The following is an 18,860-nucleotide window of genomic DNA, read 5'->3' as shown; positions in this document are numbered from 1 at the left end:
CCACGGCGTCGGTCCACAATCACGAGAGGGGAAGGCTCATGCCTCCCAAGAAGAAGGTCACTGGCCTCATCAAGCTCCAGATCAACGCGGGTGCCGCGACCCCGGCACCGCCTATCGGCCCGGCCCTCGGTGCCGCCGGTGTGAACATCATGGAGTTCTGCAAGGCCTACAACGCGGCCACCGAGTCGCAGCGCGGCAACGTGATCCCGGTGGAGATCACGGTCTACGAGGACCGTTCCTTCACCTTCATCACCAAGACCCCGCCGGCCGCGGAGATGATCAAGAAGGCCGCCGGTGTGGCCAAGGGTTCGCCGACCCCGCACACCGTCAAGGTCGCCTCGATCACCGCCGACCAGGTGCGCGAGATCGCCACCACCAAGATGCCGGACCTCAACGCGAACGACATCGAGCAGGCGATGAAGATCGTCGCCGGCACCGCTCGTTCCATGGGCATCACCGTCCAGAACTGACCTGAGCGCCGGATGTGCCGGCGTTCGCAGTGGCAGGGCCCTGTGCGGCCCGTCGACCACGACTGCTGAATACCTAGGGAGAAGCAGATGACCAAGCACAGCAAGGCGTACCGCGCCGCGCTCGAGAAGATCGAGCCGGGCGAGGTCTACAACCCGCTCCAGGCGGTCCGTCTGGCGCAGGCCACCTCGACCACCAAGTACGACGCCACCGTTGAGGTCGCCATGCGCCTCGGGGTCGACCCGCGTAAGGCGGACCAGATGGTTCGTGGCACGGTCAACCTGCCGCACGGCACCGGTAAGACCGCGCGCGTCATCGTCTTCGCCAACGGCGAGCGCGCCGAGCAGGCCCGTGAGGCCGGCGCGGACGAGGTCGGCGGCGACGAGCTGATCGAGAAGGTCGCCGGCGGCTGGACCGACTTCGACTCCGCGGTCGCTACCCCGGACCTGATGGGCAAGGTCGGTCGTCTGGGCAAGGTGCTGGGTCCCCGTGGCCTGATGCCGAACCCGAAGACCGGCACCGTCACCATGGATGTGGCCAAGGCTGTCGCCGACATCAAGGGCGGCAAGATCGAGTTCCGCGTGGACAAGCACGCCAACCTGCACTTCATCATCGGCAAGACCTCGTTCTCCGATGTGCAGCTGGTGGAGAACTACGCCGCCGCGCTGGAGGAGATCCTCCGTCTGAAGCCGTCCTCGTCGAAGGGCCGCTACATCTCCAAGGCGACCATCTCGACCACCAACGGCCCCGGCATCCTGGTCGACCAGACCAAGACCCGGAACCTCACCTCCGAGGAGGACGCTGCCTGAGGTAGCGCCCACCACGGCTGAACGGCCCCGGCCCCTCGTCATGAGGGACCGGGGCCGTTCGCCATGTGCGACGGGTGCGGTCTCGGATGACGTCGCGAACCCGCACCCGCCGGTCAGTGGTGGTGCTGTTCTGCGGGCAGGCCGTGGCTGCCGTGCGGTACTGCGTGGGCACCGGCGTCGGTGGCGGCCAGGCCGGGCACGGTGATCGTCGCCACCAGCATCGCCCCCGCGAACATCGCCAACGCCTGCTGCCCGGCCGGTGGTGCCTGGTCCACCGGGTCCGTCCGGAGGTGCAGCCCGATCAGCACGGCGGTGAGCAGCCCCAGGGTCAGGGCCGAGGCCTCGGCCGCCGTGGGCAGTGTGCCGGTGAACCGTGCGCTGAGCAGGACCAGCGGCGCGGTGACCACCAGGGCGAGCAGTGCGGGGCGAGCGGAGGGGATGGTCCCCCGCAGTGCCAGCACCGCCCACCCCAGTCCGGTGAAGCCCACCAGGAGCAGCCCGATCCCGACCGGCAGGTAGTGGGCCAGGTGACCGGCCCCGATGCCGATGGTCACCAGCCCGTAGCCCAGTCCGGACAGGGCCGCCCAGATCCGGCTCGCCTCCGGGAGTACTCGGGCGCGGGGCCGGACGTCGGCCACCGTGCGGTGGCCGACGTGCACGGCTGTCATGCCCGGGCCGGTGCCACGCTCCGGTCGGCACCCAGGCCTACGGCGAGCAGCAGGATGGCCGAGCCGAAGTGCAGCACATTGTCGGCACCGTTCAGCGCCAGGATGTTGGCCGACGAGCCGACCAGGAACAGGCCGATGATGCCGACCACCAGGTAGACCGCACCGACGGCGGTGTTGGCGGCCTTCGCGGATTTCACCGAGGCGGCGGCTGCCCCAAGCAACAGGGCACCGATCAGCAGGTGCACGATGTTGTGCAGCGGGTTGACCTCAAACACGATCAGCGTCTTGCCCTCGGTCCCGGCAAAGTCCACGCCGGAGGTGATGAAGAAGCCGACGATGCCGACCAGCAGGTAGACGACGCCGAAGATCCCGCCGATCAGGCGGTTGACCGATGTACCCATGATGATCCCTCTCCTCCCGGGGCGGACGCCCCGTCGCGCGTGCACGGGTGGTGTGCACGACCGGGGTTCGGAGCCGTCGTCCCTACGGATGGGTGGCCGGGCTGGACGGGGTGGACCAGGTGCGCGAGGGTGGGGGACATGTTGGTGGCCTTCTCGGTATCCCCGCTCGGGGCAGGTGAGTCCGTGGCGACGGCAGTGGCCGCGGCGGTGCGCGTCGTGCGGGAGTCGGGGCTGCCACATCAGACCGATGCGATGTTCACCACCATCGAGGGTGAGTGGGACGAGTGCATGGATGTGGTCCGGCGGGCCAGCGAGGCGGTCGGCGCGTTCTCTGGTCGGGTGAGTCTGGTGCTGAAGGCGGACATCCGCCCCGGCCACACGGGTGAACTCTCCGGGAAGGTCGAGCGGCTGGAGGCCGAACTCGCGCGATGACGTCTCCGCGCCGGGCGTGGACATGTCGTGCAGATGGTCGTGCCGGGTCCGGTGGGGCCGGGTCCAGATGACAGAATTCACCGGTGGCGGTCCGGGTGGGCGGCCGGATGAGCAGGTGCGGCGGACGACGATCCGCGCCCTGACGTGATGGGGATGGGGCAGAAAACGGATGGCGATCTTCGAGCTCGACGACGGCCATGGCACGCTCGTCCAGCCGATGCGGCCGCATGCGGACTCCTTTGACCGCGACGCCGCGGCGTTGGTGGCGGAGAACGCCGGCGACCTGATCGGTGAGCCGGTGCTGACCGTGCGGGAGATCGGTGCCGGGGACGGCTCCCAGCTGTTGGCTCTGGATGCGGCCGCGCAGCCGGTGGTGGTCGAGGCGGTGCAGCTGTTGGACGCCACGACGCTGCTGCGGGCGTTGCGGCATGCCGGTGGTGCCGCCCGGATGAGTCGCTCGGATATCGCGCGGCTGTACCGGAACGGGCCGGAGGCATTCGAGGCGGATCTGGCGGTGTTCCGGGACCGCGCCCCGATGGTGCGTGCCGAGCGGATCGGTCGCTCCGGGGTGCGGCTTGTGCTGGTCTGCGGCGAGATCGCCGAGGGCTTGCAGGAATCGGTCGAGTACCTGACCGGGGACACGCGGATCGACGTGCTCCGGCTCGGCGTGACCGAGGGGCCCGGTGGGCGTCGCTACCTGGATGTGTCGCCGCTGCGCCCCGGTGCGGGCCGGGAACGACGGCCGGTGGAGCCGGGGTCAGCGACAGGTGCCATCCCGGCGGTGAGTGAACCGGTTCCTGCGCAGGTCGAGGACCCGAGCCCGGTCGCAGCCGTGGAGGTCCCGGAGACTCCCGCTCCCACGCGGCGGCGTCGACACCACGGGGGGCGCCGTCAGGCCGGTGCGATGCCGGTGCAGCCTCCGGTGCCGTCGGGCGATCCGGCCACTGCATTCGGGACCGCTGCCGTCCCGCAGGCCGTGGCCGTTCCGGAGACCGGAGCCGTCACCGACGCCGCTGGGGAGGCCATCGCCACATCGGGCACCGTCGCCGTGCCGGAGGTCGTGGCCGCGCCCAGTGACAGGGCAGCGACCGATGTGTACGGCCCGCTGCCGGAGCTGGCCGCACTGGCCGCCGCGGAGCGCAAGCCGGTGGATCTGGTGTGGCTCCGGGTGCGTCGTCAGCAGCGACTGACCGCGACCCTGCGCACCGACGGGCTGATCCAGCTCCCGGACGGCAGTCTGCACGCCGACCCGGGCCAGGCGGCGGTGATCGCGGCGGATCTGGAGCGTCCGGCGGACGGCTGGCGGGTGTGGAAGTTCGGCGAGAACGGGCCCAGCCTGGGTGAAGCGGTCGGCGTCATCTGAGCGCCGCTGCACTGCGCGGACCGAGGTCGGGGGTCACTCCCAGCCGTAGCCCGCACACCAGCGGGCGATCTCCGCGTAGAGCCGAGTGCGCACCGGCAACGGGGACAGCGTGAGGTCATGCAGTCCACCGTCGATCCGGACCACGGTGACCACCGGTCCCAGATGCACCGCGCGCCGCACCAGTGACTCGACGTCCAGCACCACATCGGCCGAGCGCATGTCCTCGTTCCACCACGGGCTGATCGCACTGCGGGCCGAGGCCAACATCAGCACCGGCACGGTGATGTCCAGCCCGCGGGCGACCCGGGCGTGGCCGGCCAGCACTGCGGCCAGCCAGCCAGCCCGGGCGGGGAAGGACGGGGTGGGTCGCCACAGCTCGTCGTAGGTCCACTCGCCGCCGTCGGTCTGGCGGACGGTCCGGGCGTAGAAGCCGGGGTCGATGTTGGGCAGAGGTGCCTTGGGCTGGAGTTTGGCCAGTCGGGCGACGGCGGGGGAGCTGATGTGCCGCACCACGGACGAGCCCTGGAGTTCCAACCACGGACTGTTGAGCACCAGACCGTGCACCCGTCCGGGGTTGCGATGTACCCAGAGGGAGGCGGTCAGGCCTCCGGTGGAGTGGCCCATGAGCATCACGCGGGCGGGCTCGCCCAGGTCGGCCTTGATCTGGGCGAGAGCGGCCTCGATCTCCTCGTCGTAGCTGGCGAGGTCGTCGATGTAGCCCGGGGTCTGGTGGGGGCGCAGGCTGCGGCCGTACTTGCGCAGGTCGAGGGCATAGAAGGCCACGCCCTGACCGGACCAGAACTCGGCCAGCCCGGTCTGGAAGAAGTAGTCGGACCAGCCGTGCAGATAGAGCACGGCCCGCGACGGGCGCAACGGCTCGTCGCTGGGCGGGGTATGCCGAATCAGGGTGGCGACCACCGCGCCCTCGTCGTCGTCGGCCAGCGGCAGGGTCAGCGCCAGGTAGTCGGGGCCGAGGACATCCTGTTGCCACTGCGCCGTCACGCCCGGTCCCTTCAGATCTCCAGCCCGATCTTGCCGAACTGCTGTCCGCCGGCCAAGCGTGCCAGGGCCCGGTCGGCCTGCGCGAGCGGAAAGACACTGTCCACCACCGGACGGACGCCGGTGCGGGCGCAGAACGTGAGCAGCGCGGCCAAGTCCTCCTTGCTGCCCATCGTTGCGCCGAGCACCTGGATCTCGGTGAAGAAGATCCGTTGCAGCTCCATCCGCTCCGGGTCTCCGGTGGTCGCCCCGGCCACCACGATCCGACCGCCCGGCCGGGTGGAGCGCACCGAGTGTGACCAGGTGGCAGCCCCGACGGTCTCGATCACCAGATCGGCGCGGGTCGGGAGCCGGTCCCCGGGGGCCAGTGCACCGGTGGCGCCGAGGGTGAGCGCCCGCTCCCGCCGAGAGGCGTCCCGGCTGGTCACCCACATCTCCAGACCGGCGGCAGCGCCCAGCAGCAGCGCCGCCGTGGCGACACCGCCGCCAGCGCCCTGGACCAGCACCCGCTGACCGGGCTTTGCGCCACCGGTGGTGAACAGCATCCGGTAGGCGGTCAACCAGGCGGTGGGCAGACACGCGGCCTCCACGAAGGTCAGCTCGGCGGGCTTGTCGACCAGATTCCACGTGGGCACTGCCACCCGCTCGGCGAGAGTGCCGGGGTAGCGCTCGGACAGCAGCGACCGCGGCTCGGCCGGTCCGACTCCGTGACCGAGCCCGCCACCGATCACGGCGTGCAGCACCACCTCACGGCCGTCCGGGGTCACGCCTGCACCGTCGGTGCCCAGCACCATCGGCAGATGCTCGGCACGCAGCCCCACCCCGCGCAGCGACCACAGGTCGTGTTGGTTCAGCGCAGCGGCACGCAGGTCCACCGTGGTCCAGTGCGTCGGCGGCTCTGGGTCGGGGTGGTCGCCGATGGTGAGTCCGGCCAGCGGATCGTCGGGGTGGAAGGCGGTGACCTGTGCGGCGAGCATGCCTCGACCCTAGGCGGGTCAGAGCACCGGGAGCATCCGCCCGAGATCCGGCACCGAGTCGGAGGTGAAACGTGGGGCCAAGGCGGCGGCGAGCAGGTCCACGTCGTAGGGCAGTCGCCCGGCGGCCAGTCGTACCCAGGTCAGGGGCTGGCTCAGTTCCAGGTCCCAGCCGCCGCGGGCGACGACGATCCGCAGTAGCTCGTGGGCGACCAGGTCCAGGGCGTCCCCGTCGATGGGTCCACCGGCGCTGACCCCGTCGCCGAGCCCATCCGTCGGCCCGAGGGAACCGCGCACACCCGGCAACGGGCCGATGCCACTGCCCAGCTCGGCCCGGCTGCCCGGTGCGGCACCCCGGCTGCGGGCCAGTGAGCGTTGCAGGTCGTCGGCATGGATCACCAGCTCGGCGATCCGGGAGGCCACCATGGTGGACAGCAGCACCGGCGCTCGGCGGGCCTGCACCACCCGGTCGGTGGGACCGAGCTCCCGGGCCCGGTCCAGGGCGGCGCGAGCGCGCTGGTCGACCTGGCGCAGGGGGTCGTCGGCGATCTCGGTGGCCAGCGCGCGGGTCACCTCCGCGATGTCATCGGCCCGGCCGCGGTAGCCCCCCAGGTACTCGCCCAGGGTGACCGGATGCGTGCCCTCCGGTGCGGGCTCGCACACCGCCAGCGCCTCCATGGCCCGGCCGAGGTGAGCGACCAGTTCCGCCACGGTCCACCCGTCCAGCACTGAGGCCGCGCCCCGGTCCCGACCGGCCACCGCCGCGCCGACCCAGTCACGCAGCGTCGTCCACTGCCGTTCCAGCAGGTCGATCCGAGCGGCCAGGTCATCGGGGCGCAGAGACATGGGCACAGCGTCGCACGACCGGTCAGTCGGTGGGGTGGTGAACGGCTGTCTCCAGGTGCTCGCGGATCCACGGGCCGAGCTGGGCGTGTTCGATCAGGAACCCGTCGTGGCCGTAGGGCGTGTGCAGCGTGCGCAGGGGTGCCGCGCCCGGGATGCCGGCCTGGATGCGAGCGGACTGGGCGGGCAGGAACAGTCGATCGGAGTCCACCGCCACCACCAACGTGCGGGCGGTGATCTGACTCAGGGCGGCCTCGACCCCACCGCGGTCCCGGCCGAGGTCGTGGGTGATCATCGACCGGGTGAGCACGGCGTAGGTGTTCGCATCGAAGCGCCGGGCCAGCTTCTCCCCGTGGTGGTCAAGATAGGACTGCACCGCGAAGCGTCCACCGGCCAACGGCTGTTCCCCGCCCTGGGGGATGCGGCCGAATCGGGTGTCGAGCTCCTGTGCGCTGCGGTAGGTCTGGTGGGCGATCTGTCGAGCCAGCCCGAGTCCGGCATGCGGGCCGTCACCATCGGCGGCCTCGTAGTAGTCGCCGCCGCGGAATCGGGGATCGGCGGACAGGGCGGTCAACTGGGTGTGGAAGGACGCGATCTGGTCGCCGGTGGTCTGCGCGCTGGTGGCGATGGCGGCCAGCGACCGGACACGTTCCGGTGCGGTGACCGCCCACTCCAACGCGCGCTGGCCGCCCATCGAGGCACCGACCACCAGGGCCCAGGAGCGGATGCCCAGGGCATCGGCCAACCGCAGCTCCGCCGCCACCTGATCCCGGACGGTCAGATGGGGGAACCTGCTGCCCCACGGGCGTCCGTCCGGGTGGGTGCTGGCCGGACCGGTGCTGCCCTGGCAGCCACCCAGGACGTTGGGCGCGACCACGAACCAGCGGTCGGTGTCGATGGGAGCGCCGGGCCCGACCAGCGTGGACCACCACCCGGGGGTGGGGTGGCCGGGCCCGGCGTCACCGGTGACGTGGGCGTCACCGGTGAGGGCGTGCAGCACCAGCACCGCGTTGGAACCGTCCGGGGCGAGAGTGCCCCAGGTCTCGTAGGCCAGTCGGACCGCGGGGAGCAGCCCGTCGCCCTCCAGCGCGAGCGGACCCAGGTCGGCGAACTGCCGTCGGCCGACCGGGTCTCCCTCCCGCCAGGCGGAGGAGGCCCGGGGCGGTTCCGGTGTCCGGGTCCGGGACGGTGCCAGACGGTGCTGGATCATCAGGCTCCCTTGGCTGCCCGGAAGCCGGCATCCAGGTCGGCGAGGATGTCCTCGATCCCCTCCAGCCCCACCGCCAGCCGGACCAGGCCCGGTGTGACACCGGACTGGGCCTGCTCGGCCGGGGTGAGCTGGCTGTGGGTGGTCGAGGCCGGGTGGATCACCAACGAGCGGACGTCGCCGATGTTGGCGACATTCGAGTGCAGCTCCAGCGCGGAGACGAAGGCCTGTCCGGCAGCGGCGCCCCCGGCGATCTCGAAGGCCAGCACCGCACCGGTGCCGCGGGGCGCGTACTTGCGGCCCAGCTCGTACTGCGGATGGCTGGGCAGGCCGGCGTAGGTCACCGACAGCACGTCATCCCGGGCCTCCAACCACTCGGCGACCTTCTGGGCGTTGGCGACGTGGCGCTCGACCCGCAGCGACAGCGTCTCCAGGCCCTGGGCGATCAGGAAGGCGTTGAACGGGCTGATCGCGGCACCGAGGTCGCGGAGTAACTGCACCCGGGCTCGCAGGATGTAAGACAGGTTGACTCCGAAGGCACCGTCCTTGCCCAGGTCCCGGGCGAAGACCAGTCCGTCGTAGGAGGGGTCGGGCTCATTGAACGACGGGTAGCGCTGCGGGTCCGCGCCGAAGTCGAAGGTGCCGCCGTCGACGATCACCCCGCCGATGGCGGTGCCGTGCCCGCCCAGATACTTGGTGGCCGAGTGCACCACGATGTCAGCGCCGTGCTGCAGGGGCCGGATCAGGTACGGGGTGGCGACGGTGTTGTCGACGATCAGCGGGACACCGGCCTCGTGCGCGATCGCGGCGACGGTCTCGATGTCGAGCACGTCCTGCTTCGGGTTGGGCACCGACTCCGCGTAGAAGGCCTTGGTGTTCGGCCGGATCGCGTCCCGCCAGGCCTGCGGGTCCTGCGGGTCGGTGACGAAGGTGGTCTCGATACCGAGCCGGGGCAGCGTGTAATGCAGCAGGTTGTAGGTGCCGCCGTAGAGGCTCGGGCTGGCGACGATGTGGCTGCCCGCCTCGGCGACGTTGAGGATCGCGTAGGTCTCGGCGGCCTGGCCGCTGGCCACCAGCAGCGCGCCGACCCCGCCCTCCAGCGCGGCGATCCGGTTCTCCACCACCTCCACGGTGGGGTTGCCGATCCGGGTGTAGATCGGGCCGAGGTCCTTGAGCGCGAACCGGTCGGCGGCGACCCCGGCATCGGGGAAGACGTAGCTGGTGGTCTGGTAGATCGGCAGTGCGCGGGCACCGGTGGTCGGGTCCGGGGTCTGGCCGGCGTGGATCTGCTGGGTCTCGAAGGACCAGTTCTGCGACATCGGATTCTCCTGGGGTGGGGCGGGGCTGCTTGTGGGGGAGCGGGGCGCACGCCGCGGTGCCAGGAAGGCAGGGGTCCGGGTTGTTCCGCAGAGGAGCCGGATTCCGGCCTGCGGGCACAGCCGAGCGTGCGCTGGTCAGCGACACATTCGGCAGGTCATGGTCTGGACGATACGGGCGGGTCGCCGCGATGTGGAACACCCGTCTTGCCCCCTGAGACGAGCGGGAGTCTCGTGGACTGTCGGCGGGTCGGCGCGGCGAGTCGTCCGGATTTGGGGCAGTTGTTACTGCTGTGAAAGCTGTGAACTATGTGACAGGAGTTCACTTCTGTGGTGAAGGCAGGTAGCGTCCCCCGCGGACCACGTGAATGGAATGAGGGGACAGCTCCCGTGAAGCAACCGAGTCGTCGGCATGCAGGACGCACCGCCGCCGCTGTGATCGTGGCGAGCCTGCTCATCGTCCCCGGCAGCATCGCCCTCGCCGACCCGAACGTCAGCGACGATGACGTGCAGCAGGCCCAGCAGGCTGTGGGCAGCGCCGCCGATGCGGTCGCCGACATCGAGGTGCGCCTGGCGCAGCTGGCCTCACAGAGCGACCAGGCGCAGATCGCCGTGCAGGAGGCGGGCGAGGCCTACGCCCAGGCACAGGCCGATCTGACCACCGCACAGCAGACCGCCAGTGAGGCGCAGACCAAGTACGAGGCGGCCCAGGAGGATCTGGAGTCCGCGCGCTCGACCCTGGTGGCGATCGCCCGTGAGCAGGCCCGCAACGGCGGCTCGATGGACGATGTGCAGGCGCTGCTGTCCGCCGAGGGCATGGAGGATGTGGTCGCCCGCAGCGAGGCGCTGGGGCTGGTCAGCTCCAAGGCCGATCAGGCGGTGCAGAGCTACCGTGCCGCAGACCAGGTCGCCACCACCCTCAAGCAGGAGGCTGATGACGCGCAGGAGGCCAAGGAGACCGCCGCCTCCGACGCCGAGGCCAAGCTGGCCGCTGCGGAGTCCTCCCAGGCCGACGCGGATGCCGCGGTCGCCCAGGCGGCCACCGAGCGTCAGTCGCTGATCCAGCAGCTGGCCACCGCACGCAACACCTCGGCCGAGGTGGAGCAGCAGCGGCAGGACCAGATCGACGCCGAGCGCCGCGCACAGGCGGAGGCAGCGGCTCAAGCGGACCGCGCCGCGACCCCGGCCCCGACGGCACCCTCGGTCACCCCGCCGACCGCACCGAGCACCGGTGGCGGGTCCAGCGGTGGCGGTGGGTCCTCCTCCGGCGGTGGTTCCTCGTCCGGCGGTGGATCGTCCTCCGGTGGCGGGTCGTCCTCGGGCGGGGGCTCCTCGTCCGGTGGTGGGTCGTCCTCGGGCGGCGGGTCGTCTTCCGGTGGCGGCAGCACCGGAGGCAGCTCCTCGGGCACCGCGACCTCAGCGGAAACCGCCATCGCGTGGGCCAAGGCACAGCTCGGCAAGCCCTACATCTGGGGCGGCACCGGGCCCACCGGCTACGACTGCTCGGGGCTGACCCAGGGCGCGTGGCGGGCGGCCGGGGTCAACCTCAACCGCACCTCCCGCGACCAGTACCGGCAGGTGCAGAAGGTCAGCTACTCCCAGATGCGTCCGGGTGACCTGATCTTCTACGGGAACAACCCTAACGACGCCAGCAGCATCTACCACGTCGCGATGTACCTCGGGAACGGGCAGATGATCGAGGCCCCCAAGCCGGGCGACGTCGTGAAGATCACCTCGGTGCGCTGGAGCAACTCGATGGCCTACGCCGGTCGTCCCTGAGCCCCACCACGACGCGAAAGCCCCCGTCACCGGATCGGTGACGGGGGCTTCGTGCTGGACGGGATGCGCTCAGTGCGCGTTGTACCCGGCGTCCGCGGCGCGCTGTAGCGAACGGGCGATCTCCGCCTCGGCCTCGGCGCGGCCGACCCAGTGCGCGCCCTCGACGGACTTGCCGGGCTCCAGGTCCTTGTACACCTCAAAGAAGTGCTGGATCTCCAGCCGGTGGAAGTCGGACACGTCGTCGATGTCCTGCCGCCACGCCGCGCGCTGGTCACCGGTGGGCACGCACAACACCTTGTCGTCACCTCCGGCCTCGTCGCGCATGCGGAACATGCCCAGCGCGCGGCAGCGGATCAGGCAGCCCGGGAACGTCGGCTCCTCGAGCAGCACCAGGGCGTCCAGCGGGTCGCCGTCCTCACCCAGGGTGCCGTCGATGAACCCGTAGTCATCGGGGTAGCGGGTCGAGGTGAACAGCATCCGGTCCAGTCGGATCCGGCCGGTGGCGTGATCCACCTCGTACTTGTTGCGCTGACCCTTGGGGATCTCGATCGTGACGTCGAACTCCACTCCCGCTCCTTCGTCGACCCGTGGGGGTCCGGCGTCGGACCCTGCGGCACATCTTCACACGCCGCGGCGACGGCTGGTGGCCCCGCGTCGCCTAGTGTGGCGCACGGCAGGCGATCCGGGAGCGTCCGGCGTCTGATCGACGGCGAGGAGGAGCCGGTGGCGCGCGCGGCACGGACAGTGGGGATCTCGGCACTGGTGCTGCTGGTCGCCGGCGGCGGGTACCTGACCGCCGACGCCTATGACGTCGTCCCGGGATTCCTGACCGTGGAGCCGGTGCCCGCGCCGGCCGCGCCGTTCCCGACCGCCCCCGGTGCCACCGACCAGCGCAGCGACGCGAGCGTGCTGGCCGAGCTGGACCCGGCCGCGCCGGTCCCCTCCGCCACCGTGCTGGGCCAGCGGGTGCAGGCGTTGACCACGGACGAGCGGCTGGGCCCCACGGTCGGAGTGCTGGTCGCGGACGCGCTCACCGGTGAGGTGCTGGCACAGAACAACCCGGATCAGGGCCGGATTCCGGCGTCGACCCAGAAAGTCGTCACCGCGGTCGCCGCGCTGACCGACCTGGGGGCGGACACCACCTTCGACACCACCGTCGTCCAGGGCGGCGCGGCGGATCAGATCGTGTTGGTCGGCGGCGGGGACATGATGCTCGCGGCGGGCGAGGGCGACCCGGATGCGGTGAATGGCCGGGCCGGGCTGGCGGATCTGGCCGCGGGCACTGCCGAGCAGCTGCGGCTGGCCGGTGTCACCGAGGTGACGTTGCGGGTGGACGACACCCTGTTCTCCGGCAGCGCGATCGCCCCCGGATGGGACCCGGCCGACGTCGCCGCCGGATACGCCGCCCCGGTGGCTGCACTCGGGGTGAACATCGCCAAGAAGTCCGACGAGGAGTACGCCCCGCGCTACGAGGACCCTGCGATGCACGCGGCCCAGGTCTTCGCGCAGCGGCTCGCGGATCAGGGGATCACGGTGCGCGGCGCTCCGGCCCGGGCGGGTGCGAACGACACCCGCGGTGAGCTGCTGGCCACGGTCAGCTCGGCACCGGTGCCCGAGGTGACCGGGTACTTCTTGGACCACTCGGACAACACCATCACCGAGGTCATGGCCCGGATGGTCGCGGTGCAGCGGGGCTTCCCGGCCAGCTTTGAGGGGGCGACCCAGGCGGTGCTGCAATCGGCGCGTGCGCTGGGTGTCGATGTGACCGGCGCGGTGCTCACCGATGCCAGCGGTCTCGCAGAGGGCTCGAGTCTGAGCCCGACCATGCTGATGAGCTTGTTGCAGCTGGTGGTCGACCCCGCCCACCCCGAGCTGCGGTCGGTCGCCACGGGGATGCCCATCGGCGGTTTGACCGGCACGCTCAGTGATCGCTTCACCTCCGGCGCGGGCACCGGTGTGGTGCGCGCCAAGACCGGCTCGCTCAAGGGCGTGACCTCGCTGGCCGGCCTGGTGGTGGACGCCGACGGCCGGATGCTGCTCTATGTGGTGATGGCCGACCAGACCGGTGAGGGCGGCCAGTGGGGCCCGCGGACGGCCATCGACGGGTTCGTCGGCGGGTTGGCGGACTGCGGTTGTCAGGGTTGACCAGAGCGGCACTGGTTACCGTGGGGCGATGAGCGCACCGGCAGTGGACTGGGAGCTGGCGGCCCGGGTGGCACCCCGGCTGGTCCGGCCCGGTCCGGCGGCGGCGTGGACTGACCGGATGCAGGTGGTCGACTCGCTGCGCACCGCGGCCCGGACCGCGCTGCCGCATGCCGCGCGGGTCACCGGACTGGAACCGCCGGAGGACCCCCAAACGCTGGTGGTGGACCGCGGCGGCTGGGCCCGGGCGAACGTCCAGGCGTTGGCGACGGTGACCGGCGCGACGCCGAAGGCTCCGCGGAGGCCCCCGCTCGGACGCGGTGCGGCCACCGGCCTGGAGCTGGCCGGTGCGCTGGCCCTGCTGTCCGGCTCGGTGCTCGGTCAGGTCGACCCGTGGGGGAGCGTCCGGCCCCGACTGTTGCTGGTCGCACCGAATGTGCTGGCCACCGAACGCAGCATGGAGGTGCCCGCCGAGGACTTCCGGTTGTGGGTGGCCCTGCACGAGCAGACCCATGTGCTGCAGTTTGGTGCGGCACCGTGGCTCGCCGGACATCTGGCGGACCGGGTGCGGGCGCTGTGGGAGCACCAGCCCCGGCTGACCCCGGCCACCGTGCGGCGTGTCGTTGGTGCGGGCACCTGGTCGCCGCTGGAGCTTCTCGACCCGGAGCAGCGCGCGGAGGTGGACCGGATCGGCGCGGTGATGTCCGTGCTGGAGGGGCACGCCGACGTGGCGATGGACGCGGTGGGCACCCGGGTGATCCCCAGCGTGCGGCAGCTGCGGCGGCGATTCACCCGCCGTCGGTCAGCGGCGGCTCGGGCCACTGGCATCCGCCGCGTGGTCCGCACCCTGCTCGGGGTGGACGTGAAGATGGCGCAGTACGCCGACGGTGCCCGGTTCGTCCGGGGGGTGCGGCGTCGGGTGGGCTGGGACGGGTTCAACGCGGCCTGGTCCGCCCCGGAGCTGCTGCCCTCTCCGCAGGAGGTCGCCGACCCGGCCGCCTGGGTGCGACGGGTGCACGGCTGAGATGGCCGGACCCGCGCCCGCGGTCGCCCGCACCCGTTCCGCGGTGACCGCCAGCTGCGCCGATCTGCCCGACGGCGGGCTGGTGCTGGTGGCCTGTTCCGGTGGCGCGGACTCTCTGGCACTGGCCGCGGCCACTGCCTTCGCCGTCCGGGCGCACGGTCCGCTGGCCCTGCGCGCCGGTGCGGTGGTGGTCGATCACCGGATGCAGCCGGACAGTGCGGCGGTCGCCGAACGGGCTGCCGCGCAGTGCCGGACACTCGGATTGGACCCGGTGCTGGTGCGGACGGTGACGGTGGACGGCCCCGGTGGTCCGGAGGCGGCGGCCCGGGACGCCCGCTACACGGCACTGCGCGCGGTCGCGGAGGAGGTGGGCGCGGCGGCGGTGCTGCTCGGGCACACCCGCGACGACCAGGCCGAGGGGGTGCTGCTCGGGTTGGCCCGTGGGTCGGGCGGTCGTTCACTGTCCGGGATGGCCCCGGTGCGAGGGCTCTGGCGTCGACCGCTGCTCGACCTGCCGCGCTCGGACACCGAGGCGGCCTGCGCGGCCCAGGGGCTCGACCCGTGGCACGACCCGACCAACGCACCTGCGCCCGACGACCTGGGGGCACCGCTGCGCTCGCGGGTGCGGACCCGGGTGCTGCCCGTGCTGGAACGGGAACTGGGCCCGGGCGTCCCCGCCGCGCTGGCGCGCACGGCCGCGGCGCTCCGGGAGGACACCGACGCGCTCGACCAGCTCGCTGACCTCTTGGCGGGGCAGGTGATCGACCCGGACGGTCGGGTGCGGATCGAGCCCCTGGCAGGTCAGCCCGCTGCGCTGCGCCGTCGGGTGCTGCGGATCGCGGTGCTGCGCGCCGGAGTGCCCGCGGCTGCCCTGACCCGGACCCACCTGCTCGCCGTCGATGCCTTGCTCACCGACTGGCACGGTCAGGGCGCGATCCCGTTGCCCGGACGGGTGGAGGTCGTCCGGGCGTGTGGCAGTCTTGCTCTGCATCAGCCGCCTCGTCCGGTGACCCCGGACAGCCCGCATCAGCAAGGAGAACCACAGCGGTGAACGTCGAAGACATGGGCGATGACCTGGAGCGGGTGCTCTTGACCGAGGAGCAGCTCGGCCAGCGCCTGGACGAGATCGCGGCGCAGATCGACGCCGACTACGCCGGTCAGGACCTGCTGCTGGTCGGGGTGCTCAAGGGCGCGGTGATGGTGATGGCTGACCTGGCCCGCCGGATCAGCACACCGGTGTCGATGGACTGGATGGCGGTGTCCTCCTACGGTTCGGGCACCAAGTCCTCCGGTGTGGTGCGGATCCTCAAGGACCTGGACGCGGACCTGACCGGGCGGCACGTGCTGATCGTGGAGGACATCATCGACTCCGGGCTCACGCTGTCCTGGCTGCTGGCCAACCTGCGCAGTCGTGGTCCGGCCAGCGTCGAGATCGCCACCATGCTGCGCAAGCCCGAGGCGGCCAAGGTCGACGTCGAGGTGCGCTACGTGGGCTTCGACATCCCGAACGAGTTCGTCGTCGGCTACGGCCTGGACTATGCGGAGAAGTACCGCAACCTGCCGTTCGTCGGGACGCTGGCCCCGCACGTCTACTCGCACTGAACGCCGATCCTGCCCTGGGCGAACATCCGGTCACCGGACAGCCAACGTCCAGATCCACCGTGTAGCTTCAAGGCCTTCACCCCTGCAACCGGAGGGACAAGAGGGCGCGCGCTCTCGCTGACCACATGACTCTCAAGCGACTCACCCGCGGACCCATCCCGTGGATCCTGCTCGCGGTCCTGGTCCTCTGGATCGGTGCCAGCCTGTTCACCTCCTCCGGCGTGCAGCGGATCGACACCTCCGACGGCCTGGAGCTGATCGACGACGGCAAGGCCGAGCAGGCCAAGATCACCGAGGGCGTCCAGCGCGTCGACCTGGTCCTGACCGAGGACTTCGTCAAGGACGACAAGAACTACGGCAAGAACGTCCAGTTCAGCTATGTCCTCCCGCAGGGGCCGACCGTGGTGGACGCGATTGCCGGCGCGGATCTGGAGAAGGGCTACACCTCTGAGGTGCCCACCACCCCGTGGTGGAGCAGCCTGCTGACCTTCGTGCTGCCGTTCGTGATCATCGTGGGCCTGTTCTGGTTCCTGATGAGCTCGATGCAGGGCGGTGGCCGGGGGGCGATGGCCTTCGGCAAGTCCAAGGCCAAGTTGGTCTCCAAGGAGACGCCGCAGGTCACCTTCGCTGATGTCGCCGGGGTGGACGAGGCGGTGGAGGAGCTGCACGAGATCAAGGAGTTCCTCTCTGAGCCGGCCAAGTTCCAGGCGGTCGGCGCGAAGATCCCCAAGGGCGTGCTGCTCTACGGCCCGCCCGGAACCGGGAAGACCCTGCTGGCCCGTGCGGTCGCGGGTGAGGCTGGGGTGCCGTTCTACTCGATCTCCGGGTCGGACTTTGTCGAGATGTTCGTCGGTGTCGGTGCCTCCCGGGTGCGCGACCTGTTCGACCAGGCGAAGCAGAACGCCCCGGCGATCATCTTCATCGACGAGATCGACGCGGTGGGTCGCCACCGTGGTGCCGGGATGGGCGGCGGTCACGACGAGCGCGAGCAGACCCTGAACCAGATGCTGGTCGAGATGGACGGATTCGACGTCAAGACCAACGTCATCCTGATCGCCGCCACCAACCGGCCGGACATCCTTGACCCCGCGCTGCTGCGCCCGGGCCGGTTCGACCGCCAGGTGGCCGTGGAGCCCCCGGACCTCAAGGGCCGTGAGCGGATCCTGCAGGTGCACGCGCAGGGCAAGCCGATGGCGACCGATGTGGACCTGGTGGGTGTGGCGCGCCGGACCCCGGGCTTCACCGGTGCGGACCTGGCCAATGTGCTGAACGAGGCGGCGCTGCTCACCGCGCGGTCGAATGCGCAGATCATCGACAACCGGGCGTTGGACGAGGCGATCGACCGCGTGATCGCCGGTCCGCAGAAGCGCACCCGGGTGATGAACATCAAGGAACTGAAGATCACCGCGTACCACGAGGGTGGCCACGCCCTGGTGGCGGCGGCGCTGCGGTACACCGACCCGGTGACCAAGGTGACGATCCTGCCCCGCGGCCGTGCGCTGGGCTACACGATGGTGATGCCCACCGAGGACAAGTACTCCACCACCCGCAACGAGCTGCTGGACCAGCTGGCCTACGCGATGGGTGGACGTGTCGCCGAGGAGCTGGTGTTCCACGACCCGACCACCGGTGCCTCCAACGACATCGAGAAGGCCACCGCCACCGCCCGCAAGATGGTCACTCAGTTCGGGATGAGCACCCGGGTCGGTGCGGTCAAGCTCGGTCAGGACTCCGGCGAGGTGTTCATGGGCCGAGACATGGGCCACGGGCGCGACTACTCCGAGGCGGTGGCCGGCACGGTCGACGTCGAGGTGCGCGGGTTGATGGACCACGCCCACCACGAGGCCTGGGAGATCCTCAACGAGTACCGGGACGTGTTGGACGCGCTGGTGCTGGAGCTGCTGGAGAAGGAGACCCTGAACCAGGAGGAGCTGGCGCGGATCTTCGAGCCGGTGGTGAAGCGTGAGCCGCGCGAGGTGTGGCTGACCAACGACGAGCGAGGCGTGTCCGACCGTCCGCCGGTGATGACCCCCGCGGAGCTGGCCGAGCAGAACGGCCAGGTCATCCCGCAGGACGAGGCGGCCGCGGCGAAGGATGAGCACCCCGCGGTCGGCGCGGTCGAGGTTCCGCCGAGCCAGACCCCGGACCCGCAGGACTGACCCGTGGAGAAGCGAGGCCCGGTCGGAGCCTATGACGCCGCGCGTGCCGAGGCCGCCATCCGTGAACTGCTGCTCGCGGTGGGGGAGGACCCGGACCGCGAGGGTCTGCGGGACACCCCGGCCCGGGTGGCGCGGGCGTACCAGGAGATCTTCGCCGGGCTGCGCCAGGACGCCGGAGAGGTGCTCAGTGCGACCTTCGACATCGGCCATGAAGAGATGGTTCTGGTCAAGGACATCGAGGTCTACTCGACCTGCGAGCACCACCTGGTGCCGTTCCACGGGGTGGCGCATGTGGGGTACATCCCGAGCGAGAGCGGCAAGGTCACCGGCCTGAGCAAGCTGGCGCGGCTGGTGGACGTGTATGCCCGTCGCCCGCAGGTGCAGGAGCGGATGACCGGCCAGATCGCGGACGCGTTGGTCGAGCACCTGCAACCGCGGGGTGTGCTGGTGGTCGTCGAGTGCGAGCACCTGTGCATGTCGATGCGCGGGGTGCGTAAGCCCGGCAGCCGGACGTTGACCTCGGCGGTGCGGGGGCAGATGCGCGACCCCGCAACCCGTGCCGAGGCGATGAGCCTGATCCGCTGACCACGATGCCCTCCGAGCGCCTAGGCTGACCGGCGTGCATCACCCCTCCCCGCTGCCCGATGCCGTGACCGCGGTCGACCGCACCCTGG

General features: G+C 71.0%; 19 protein-coding genes. 11 read left to right on the top strand and 8 right to left on the bottom strand.

Annotated elements, in window-relative coordinates; genetic code table 11:
• The first annotated feature begins 38 nt into the window (after positions 1-38).
• Both rplK and rplA read left to right on the top strand, forming a co-directional pair.
• The gene (gene rplK, locus AB0N78_RS10235) at positions 39-470 is read left to right on the top strand and encodes a 50S ribosomal protein L11 (RefSeq protein WP_363389343.1); all 432 of its coding nucleotides are present in this window, start codon (positions 39-41) and stop codon (positions 468-470) included.
• An 87-nt stretch (positions 471-557) separates the two neighbouring features.
• Positions 558-1,277, top strand: a complete 720-nt coding sequence (gene rplA / locus AB0N78_RS10230; protein WP_363389341.1) for a 50S ribosomal protein L1 — start codon at positions 558-560, stop codon at positions 1,275-1,277.
• 113 nt (positions 1,278-1,390) lie between these two features.
• On the opposite strand, the gene AB0N78_RS10225 is transcribed toward rplA, so the two are convergent.
• Together AB0N78_RS10225 and AB0N78_RS10220 are read right to left on the bottom strand one after the other, a co-directional pair.
• Positions 1,391-1,945, bottom strand: coding sequence for a hypothetical protein (locus tag AB0N78_RS10225; protein WP_363389338.1), 555 nt, complete (start codon positions 1,943-1,945; stop codon positions 1,391-1,393).
• Positions 1,942-2,346: a DUF4383 domain-containing protein gene (locus AB0N78_RS10220; protein WP_363389335.1), complete on the bottom strand. Its 405-nt coding sequence runs from the start codon at positions 2,344-2,346 to the stop codon at positions 1,942-1,944. Before AB0N78_RS10220 ends, AB0N78_RS10225 begins: the two co-directional genes overlap by 4 nt.
• Before the next feature lie 138 nt (positions 2,347-2,484).
• Between AB0N78_RS10220 and AB0N78_RS10215 the strand changes: the two genes are divergently transcribed.
• Together AB0N78_RS10215 and AB0N78_RS10210 are read left to right on the top strand one after the other, a co-directional pair.
• Complete coding sequence (locus AB0N78_RS10215) at positions 2,485-2,778, top strand: MTH1187 family thiamine-binding protein (RefSeq protein ID WP_363389333.1); 294 nt, start codon at positions 2,485-2,487, stop codon at positions 2,776-2,778.
• Positions 2,779-2,947: 169 nt separating this feature from the next.
• Positions 2,948-4,141, top strand: a complete 1,194-nt coding sequence (locus AB0N78_RS10210) for a hypothetical protein (RefSeq protein WP_363389330.1) — start codon at positions 2,948-2,950, stop codon at positions 4,139-4,141.
• Positions 4,142-4,174: 33 nt separating this feature from the next.
• On the opposite strand, the gene AB0N78_RS10205 is transcribed toward AB0N78_RS10210, so the two are convergent.
• From AB0N78_RS10205 to AB0N78_RS10185, 5 genes are read right to left on the bottom strand one after another with little or no spacing between them, the layout of a single operon-like run.
• Complete coding sequence (locus tag AB0N78_RS10205; protein ID WP_363389327.1) at positions 4,175-5,143, bottom strand: alpha/beta hydrolase; 969 nt, start codon at positions 5,141-5,143, stop codon at positions 4,175-4,177.
• 11 nt (positions 5,144-5,154) lie between these two features.
• Entirely contained in the window at positions 5,155-6,117 is a 963-nt protein-coding gene (locus AB0N78_RS10200) for a zinc-binding dehydrogenase (RefSeq protein ID WP_363389324.1), read from the bottom strand.
• An 18-nt stretch (positions 6,118-6,135) separates the two neighbouring features.
• On the bottom strand, positions 6,136-6,960 hold the full coding sequence (locus AB0N78_RS10195) for a maleylpyruvate isomerase N-terminal domain-containing protein (RefSeq protein WP_363389321.1): 825 nt from the start codon (positions 6,958-6,960) through the stop codon (positions 6,136-6,138).
• Between the two features lie 22 nt (positions 6,961-6,982).
• Complete coding sequence (locus AB0N78_RS10190) at positions 6,983-8,167, bottom strand: homoserine O-acetyltransferase (RefSeq protein WP_363389318.1); 1,185 nt, start codon at positions 8,165-8,167, stop codon at positions 6,983-6,985.
• Positions 8,167-9,483: a bifunctional o-acetylhomoserine/o-acetylserine sulfhydrylase gene (locus AB0N78_RS10185; protein WP_363389315.1), complete on the bottom strand. Its 1,317-nt coding sequence runs from the start codon at positions 9,481-9,483 to the stop codon at positions 8,167-8,169. The genes AB0N78_RS10190 and AB0N78_RS10185 overlap by 1 nt, the downstream gene beginning before the upstream one ends.
• A gap of 387 nt (positions 9,484-9,870) precedes the next feature.
• On the opposite strand from AB0N78_RS10185, the gene AB0N78_RS10180 reads away from it, so the two are divergent.
• Positions 9,871-11,259 carry an NlpC/P60 family protein gene (locus AB0N78_RS10180; protein WP_363389312.1) on the top strand — a complete coding sequence of 463 codons (1,389 nt, stop codon included), beginning with the start codon at positions 9,871-9,873 and terminating at the stop codon, positions 11,257-11,259.
• A 69-nt stretch (positions 11,260-11,328) separates the two neighbouring features.
• Here AB0N78_RS10180 and AB0N78_RS10175 read toward each other — a convergent pair whose 3' ends face one another.
• A complete protein-coding gene (locus tag AB0N78_RS10175; RefSeq protein ID WP_168628634.1) occupies positions 11,329-11,826 on the bottom strand; it encodes an inorganic diphosphatase in 498 nt (165 codons plus the stop codon).
• A gap of 156 nt (positions 11,827-11,982) precedes the next feature.
• On the opposite strand from AB0N78_RS10175, the gene dacB reads away from it, so the two are divergent.
• The 6 genes from dacB (at position 11,983) to folE (ending at position 18,771) form a co-directional block, all read left to right on the top strand.
• Positions 11,983-13,404, top strand: a complete 1,422-nt coding sequence (gene dacB, locus AB0N78_RS10170; protein ID WP_363389309.1) for a D-alanyl-D-alanine carboxypeptidase/D-alanyl-D-alanine-endopeptidase — start codon at positions 11,983-11,985, stop codon at positions 13,402-13,404.
• 28 nt (positions 13,405-13,432) lie between these two features.
• Complete coding sequence (locus AB0N78_RS10165; RefSeq protein WP_363389306.1) at positions 13,433-14,425, top strand: zinc-dependent metalloprotease; 993 nt, start codon at positions 13,433-13,435, stop codon at positions 14,423-14,425.
• 1 nt (position 14,426) lies between these two features.
• Positions 14,427-15,476, top strand: a complete 1,050-nt coding sequence (gene tilS, locus AB0N78_RS10160) for a tRNA lysidine(34) synthetase TilS (RefSeq protein ID WP_363389303.1) — start codon at positions 14,427-14,429, stop codon at positions 15,474-15,476.
• Positions 15,473-16,027 (top strand): hypoxanthine phosphoribosyltransferase, encoded by a 555-nt coding sequence (gene hpt, locus AB0N78_RS10155; RefSeq protein ID WP_363389299.1) that lies wholly within the window; start codon positions 15,473-15,475, stop codon positions 16,025-16,027. Before tilS ends, hpt begins: the two co-directional genes overlap by 4 nt.
• 125 nt (positions 16,028-16,152) lie before the next feature.
• Complete coding sequence (gene ftsH / locus AB0N78_RS10150) at positions 16,153-18,186, top strand: ATP-dependent zinc metalloprotease FtsH (protein ID WP_363389296.1); 2,034 nt, start codon at positions 16,153-16,155, stop codon at positions 18,184-18,186.
• A gap of 3 nt (positions 18,187-18,189) precedes the next feature.
• Positions 18,190-18,771, top strand: a complete 582-nt coding sequence (folE, locus tag AB0N78_RS10145) for a GTP cyclohydrolase I FolE (RefSeq protein ID WP_363389293.1) — start codon at positions 18,190-18,192, stop codon at positions 18,769-18,771.
• The last annotated feature ends 89 nt before the right edge of the window (positions 18,772-18,860 follow it).

The sequence above is a fragment of the Cellulomonas sp. NPDC089187 genome (assembly GCF_040685135.1).
In the GTDB taxonomy this organism is placed as follows: domain Bacteria; phylum Actinomycetota; class Actinomycetes; order Actinomycetales; family Cellulomonadaceae; genus Cellulomonas.
Note: the sequence above shows the minus strand (reverse complement) of the source record. Positions and strands in the feature narration are given on the sequence as shown.

Excerpts from the sequence above, each read along its gene's own strand:
- AB0N78_RS10215 (WP_363389333.1), top strand. The coding sequence starts at position 2,485 with ATGTTGGTGGCCTTCTCGGTATCCCCGCTCGGGGCAGGTGAGTCCGTG.
- AB0N78_RS10225 (WP_363389338.1), bottom strand. The coding sequence starts at position 1,945 with ATGACAGCCGTGCACGTCGGCCACCGCACGGTGGCCGACGTCCGGCCC.
- AB0N78_RS10210 (WP_363389330.1), top strand. The coding sequence starts at position 2,948 with ATGGCGATCTTCGAGCTCGACGACGGCCATGGCACGCTCGTCCAGCCG.
- ftsH (WP_363389296.1), top strand. The coding sequence starts at position 16,153 with ATGACTCTCAAGCGACTCACCCGCGGACCCATCCCGTGGATCCTGCTC.
- tilS (WP_363389303.1), top strand. The coding sequence starts at position 14,427 with ATGGCCGGACCCGCGCCCGCGGTCGCCCGCACCCGTTCCGCGGTGACC.
- AB0N78_RS10165 (WP_363389306.1), top strand. The coding sequence starts at position 13,433 with ATGAGCGCACCGGCAGTGGACTGGGAGCTGGCGGCCCGGGTGGCACCC.
- rplA (WP_363389341.1), top strand. The coding sequence starts at position 558 with ATGACCAAGCACAGCAAGGCGTACCGCGCCGCGCTCGAGAAGATCGAG.
- AB0N78_RS10200 (WP_363389324.1), bottom strand. The coding sequence starts at position 6,117 with ATGCTCGCCGCACAGGTCACCGCCTTCCACCCCGACGATCCGCTGGCC.
- AB0N78_RS10190 (WP_363389318.1), bottom strand. The coding sequence starts at position 8,167 with ATGATCCAGCACCGTCTGGCACCGTCCCGGACCCGGACACCGGAACCG.
- AB0N78_RS10185 (WP_363389315.1), bottom strand. The coding sequence starts at position 9,483 with ATGTCGCAGAACTGGTCCTTCGAGACCCAGCAGATCCACGCCGGCCAG.
- rplK (WP_363389343.1), top strand. The coding sequence starts at position 39 with ATGCCTCCCAAGAAGAAGGTCACTGGCCTCATCAAGCTCCAGATCAAC.
- AB0N78_RS10220 (WP_363389335.1), bottom strand. The coding sequence starts at position 2,346 with ATGGGTACATCGGTCAACCGCCTGATCGGCGGGATCTTCGGCGTCGTC.
- AB0N78_RS10195 (WP_363389321.1), bottom strand. The coding sequence starts at position 6,960 with ATGTCTCTGCGCCCCGATGACCTGGCCGCTCGGATCGACCTGCTGGAA.